Source organism: Roseiarcus sp., from assembly GCF_052145395.1.
In the GTDB taxonomy this organism is placed as follows: domain Bacteria; phylum Pseudomonadota; class Alphaproteobacteria; order Rhizobiales; family Beijerinckiaceae; genus Roseiarcus.
In genome coordinates, this window is record NZ_JBKQOT010000877.1 from 1 (window position 1) to 4234 (window position 4234).

Here is a 4234-nt window from a genome sequence, read left to right on the forward strand (position 1 = left end):
GGCCGAGGCCGCGGGTGTCCTCGTGGGTGACGAGCCAGCAGGCGCGCCGCGTAGAGGCCGACACCGGTCCGAAAAGCATCGAGCAGACCGGACTGTATCGAACCGACGAGCGCACTTCCTTCAGTCAGGCTTGGGCAACGTCCAGCGCAGACCTTCAAAACGGGCGAAATCCCGATCGAAGCTGACCAGGGTCGCGCCCTGCTCGATCGCCAGCGCGGCGAGATGCGCGTCCGTCGTCAGATTGCCGGCGGCGCCCGCGGACCTCAGCAATCGTCCGAGCACCTCCGCGTGCCGCTCGCCCGGGTTCACGACCTGCGCACGCGGATGGGCCAGCCAGCGCTCGATGACGGACAACGCGTCTTCCACAGACAATGACCTCGGAAAGATGCCGCGGCGCGTGCTCAAGCGCAGGAAGGCCAGGAGCGCCGTCCAGGCGAAGCCGACGCCGCGCGGATCTGCGAATCCCCGCTGCAAGGCTTCGAGCGCCACCGCGTGCTGATCGCTCGATCGGTTGACGGCGTAGAGAAGCGTATTGACGTCCGGGAGGATCATCGGCTGCGCCGATGCCGACCGGCAAGCTCGTCGTCCTCCAGCTCGGCGGCCAGGGAGGCCGCCTTGGTGAGATCGACCCGCGGCTTGCCCATGTCGAAGGTGAGGGGCTCGAAGGCCTCGTCGGGCTCATTCCGGCTGCGCAGCCCGACGCGCAGGGCGTTGTTCAGCACGTCTTTGAAGGACTCGCCGCGTCGGCGCACTTCCTTGCGCAACAGGATCTCGACGTCGGGATCGAGCGTGACTGTGGTTCGCATGAGGCATCGCGATGCTAGGGGGACTGCTGTCATGATGCCTGCGAATGGCGGAGCCGTCAACGCCGCATGGGGGTCCCTCGCCTTGCCGACACATCCGTCAATGGGAGGCGCGCTTGCCGGACACAAAGCTCGCAACGGCGCGGTCCGGATAGGGAAGGCGCCGCCTTGCGCGGGACCGTCCGACCGCACGCCTCGGGCGCCCGAGCCCTGCGGCTCACGAAAACATGCCCCGATCGCGCGTCACCGCCTCGGCCAGATGCTCGGCGACCGCGCGGATGCGCCCGAGCCCGCGGGTGTCCTCGTGGGTGACGAGCCAGTAGGCGCGCGTCGCCCGCCTTTCCGGCAGCACCCGGACGAGGTCCGCAAAGCGGCGGGCGATGAAGTCGTGTACGACGCACAAGCCCACGCCGGCGCGCAGGGCTTCGAGTTGCGTCACGGCGCTGGCGCATTCGAAGCCGGTCGGCGCCCCGGCGAAGAGCTCGCGTCGGCGGGCGCGGGACGCCGCTCCAGATAGGCGCGGCTGGCATAGATCCCGAGCGTGTAGTCGGTCAGTTTGCGGGCCACGAACCGGCCCTCCTCCGGCTTGTCGAGGCCGTCGACCACGTCGACCTCGCGCCGCGCAAGCGGGGTCAGCTGCGGCAGCGGCATCAGCTGCAGCCGCACGCCGGGATGACGCTCGGAAAAGTCGCGTAAGCTCCCGGTCAGGTAGTAGGTCGAGAACCCGTCCGGCGCGCCGATCCGCACGTCGCCGACGAGTTCGAGATCGACGCCGGAAATCTCGCCCTGCGCGTGAAGGAAGGCGCTCTCCATCTCCTCGGCCGCGCCGAGGAAACGCTCGCCGGCGCCGGTCAGCGTCGCCCCTGTGGTGCGGCGGTCGATCAGCTTTGCGCCGAGCGCGGCCTCGAGCGCGGCGATCCTGCGACTGACGGTGGCGTGGTCGACCTTGAGCCGCTTGGCCGCGGCCACGAACTGCCCCGCCCGGGCGACCGCGAGTAAGACCCTGACGTTGTCCCAGTCCATCGCGCGACACTAGCGTGAATCCGAGTCTCGGAAGAGTCGCGCCGACGGCCGCCCTGTTCTTGATCCAGTCCGTCGATTCTGGGGAACCCCGTTTTCGCAACGCCACGCGGCCGGGGGCGGAAGAAAAGTGGGATTTTCGTAGCGGCGTCGACGGCGACGCCGCGAGACCGACGGCCTTGATCCGGGTCCGCGCGCGCTGTGCGACAACGAAAGGTGAGGATGAGGCGACGTGAAGGGAAATTCGATAAAATTTCACCCGCGTCGGCCATCCTGAGCTTACTACGGCTGCCGAATAGCGCCCGGCCCAGAAGTAAAACGGCCGAGCAACCCGGCAATAGGAAGCTTTGAAACGAAGGCGGCGCCGATTGGTTCAGGCGTTCGAGGCGAAGTTGGCGGGGCGGTCGGACATTCGCCGACAGCGCATGCCCGCAAAGCCTTTGGAGGCTTACCATGACCTCGACGACAACAGGCACCACGACCACCACGACGAAATCCTCAAGCCCACCGTCCTGGATTTCCAGCCTCAGCGACGCTGATCTGAAAGCCGACTTCACCTCCTTTTCCAGCTCGGGCTCGATCACCGAAGCCGATATCGCCAAGGCGCTGAGCGACCTCGCGTCCGAACTGACCTCGTCGAAGACGACGCTTTCGGCGAGCCAGCTCAACGACCTCAAGTCGATCGCCGCCAACATCGGCTCGATGGGCGCCTCGGGCTATCTGCAGTTCATCACCAACGCGCTCGTCAACGGAAACGCCGCCAACGCGACATGGACCGGCGGCGGTTCGAGTTCCGTCGCGCTCGGCAATCTCGCGACAGGCTATACCGCGACGAAGCTCAATGAGCTGACCGGCAAGTGGTTTCTCGGAACCGACCTGTCGAGCAGCAGCGTCTCGATGAGCGGGTATACGACCTTCTCCGTTAGGTATTCGACCGTGACCGCCCCCCTGTACGGCGCCGCCGGCCCGACCATGTCCGACATCAACCAGGGCTACCTCGGCGACTGCTATCTGCTCAGCTCGCTCGCCGAGGTCGCGAACCAGGATCCTTCGGCGATCGAGTCGATGATCACCAATAACGGCAACGGCACATATGGCGTCCGGTTCTACGTCGACGGCCAAGCGCGATATGTGACGGTCGACAGTCAGCTCGCCAACGGCGGAACGGAATTCAACAAGGCGTCGAACATCTGGGGAAGCCTCATCGAGCAAGCCTATGCCGAGGTCCAGGCCCAGGGAGTCATCACCGGCAACGGCGTCAATGACGGCAACTCGTTCTCGACCATCGGCAACGGCGGAGGGCCCGAATTCGCGTTCGAGGAAATCACCGGGGCTTCGACGATCACCGACTTCGACCCAGGCCGTTCGAGTTGGACGTCGTACGCCTACAATCAGTCGTTCACCAGCGCCACCACGACCTCCAACCTCAGCGCCAGCTCGGTTGATTCGACGCTCGCCGGCGATCTCCTCGTCGGCGACGACCTCGTGCTGTCCTCGAACACCTACGCCACGGATTCCAGCGGCCGCTATACGCTCATCGCCGATCACGCGATGTCGATCTACGGTTACGACGCCTCGACGGGCATGCTGGAGATCCGCAATCCGTGGGGCGTCGAAGCCGGCCAATCCTGGGACACGACCTTTGAGGTGAGCCTCAACACCCTCCTCTCTGACGGCGACACCATCACCGCCGACAACGCCGGGACGGCGAGTTCGGTCAGCGGCGCCTCGGTCGTCGCAGCGCCGGCCCTGCAGAAAATGACGCAGGTGACGAAGTTCTCGGTGACCGACACAGTGGCCAACGTCGACGCAGGCCTCTCCGGGCTCATCGGCGACACCAAGCTCGCCTCGTTAACCGTGAACGGGACGGCGGGCGCCGACTCGCTCACCCTGACCGGCCTCGGAGCCGCCACGACCGTCAACATGGGCGGCGATTCCGATAAGGCGACCATTGCAGGCTTTACCTCGACAGGCTCGGGCGCGGGCAAGGCGACGAGCCTCAACATCGGCAGCGGCTACGACGCGGTCGCGCTCGGCACGGGCAGCGCGACGATCGACTTCGCGCTGGGCGCGACGGGCGGGGTCGAAGACATCACCGCCTTCAACTCGGCCTACGATATGCTGTCGGTCGCGCTCAACGGCGGCAGCATCGATCAGACGCTGGTCGGCGGCGGTGACTGGATTTCGTCGTCGACCGATCTGACCCACGGCGTGTTCCTCGCCGGCGTGTCGAGCCTGCAAAAGTGCACCATCAGCAATGGGGTCGCGACCATCGCGTAAGCCGCGCGCTGCGGCCGCGGCTCCAAGAGTCGCGGCCGCCCGTGTTTGCGTGCGTTGGTCATTCTATATTGATCCATTGATTTGCGGCGACCCGACGGCGCCCGCTGGGGAGTCTTCGCAATCGAACGTAG

At 66.1% G+C, this 4234-nt stretch carries 5 protein-coding genes; 1 reads left to right on the forward strand and 4 read right to left on the reverse strand.

What is annotated here, in order from left to right:
• Window positions 1-120: 120 nt before the first annotated feature.
• The 4 genes from ACLP25_RS30420 to ACLP25_RS30435 form a co-directional block, all read right to left on the reverse strand.
• Window positions 121-552: a type II toxin-antitoxin system VapC family toxin gene (locus tag ACLP25_RS30420; RefSeq protein WP_442472823.1), complete on the reverse strand. Its 432-nt coding sequence runs from the start codon at window positions 550-552 to the stop codon at window positions 121-123.
• Window positions 549-806, reverse strand: a complete 258-nt coding sequence (locus ACLP25_RS30425; protein WP_442472824.1) for a hypothetical protein — start codon at window positions 804-806, stop codon at window positions 549-551. Before ACLP25_RS30425 ends, ACLP25_RS30420 begins: the two co-directional genes overlap by 4 nt.
• Before the next feature lie 214 nt (window positions 807-1020).
• Window positions 1021-1242 (reverse strand): LysR substrate-binding domain-containing protein, encoded by a 222-nt coding sequence (locus ACLP25_RS30430; protein WP_442472825.1) that lies wholly within the window; start codon window positions 1240-1242, stop codon window positions 1021-1023.
• Window positions 1239-1826, reverse strand: coding sequence for a LysR family transcriptional regulator (locus ACLP25_RS30435; RefSeq protein ID WP_442472826.1), 588 nt, complete (start codon window positions 1824-1826; stop codon window positions 1239-1241). Before ACLP25_RS30435 ends, ACLP25_RS30430 begins: the two co-directional genes overlap by 4 nt.
• 450 nt (window positions 1827-2276) lie before the next feature.
• Here ACLP25_RS30435 and ACLP25_RS30440 point away from each other — a divergent pair, with 450 nt between their 5' ends.
• A complete protein-coding gene (locus ACLP25_RS30440; protein WP_442472827.1) occupies window positions 2277-4103 on the forward strand; it encodes a C2 family cysteine protease in 1827 nt (608 codons plus the stop codon).
• Window positions 4104-4234: the final 131 nt, after the last annotated feature.

Excerpts from the sequence above, each read along its gene's own strand:
- ACLP25_RS30425 (WP_442472824.1), bottom strand. The coding sequence starts at position 806 with ATGCGAACCACAGTCACGCTCGATCCCGACGTCGAGATCCTGTTGCGC.
- ACLP25_RS30420 (WP_442472823.1), bottom strand. The coding sequence starts at position 552 with ATGATCCTCCCGGACGTCAATACGCTTCTCTACGCCGTCAACCGATCG.
- ACLP25_RS30440 (WP_442472827.1), top strand. The coding sequence starts at position 2,277 with ATGACCTCGACGACAACAGGCACCACGACCACCACGACGAAATCCTCA.
- ACLP25_RS30435 (WP_442472826.1), bottom strand. The coding sequence starts at position 1,826 with ATGGACTGGGACAACGTCAGGGTCTTACTCGCGGTCGCCCGGGCGGGG.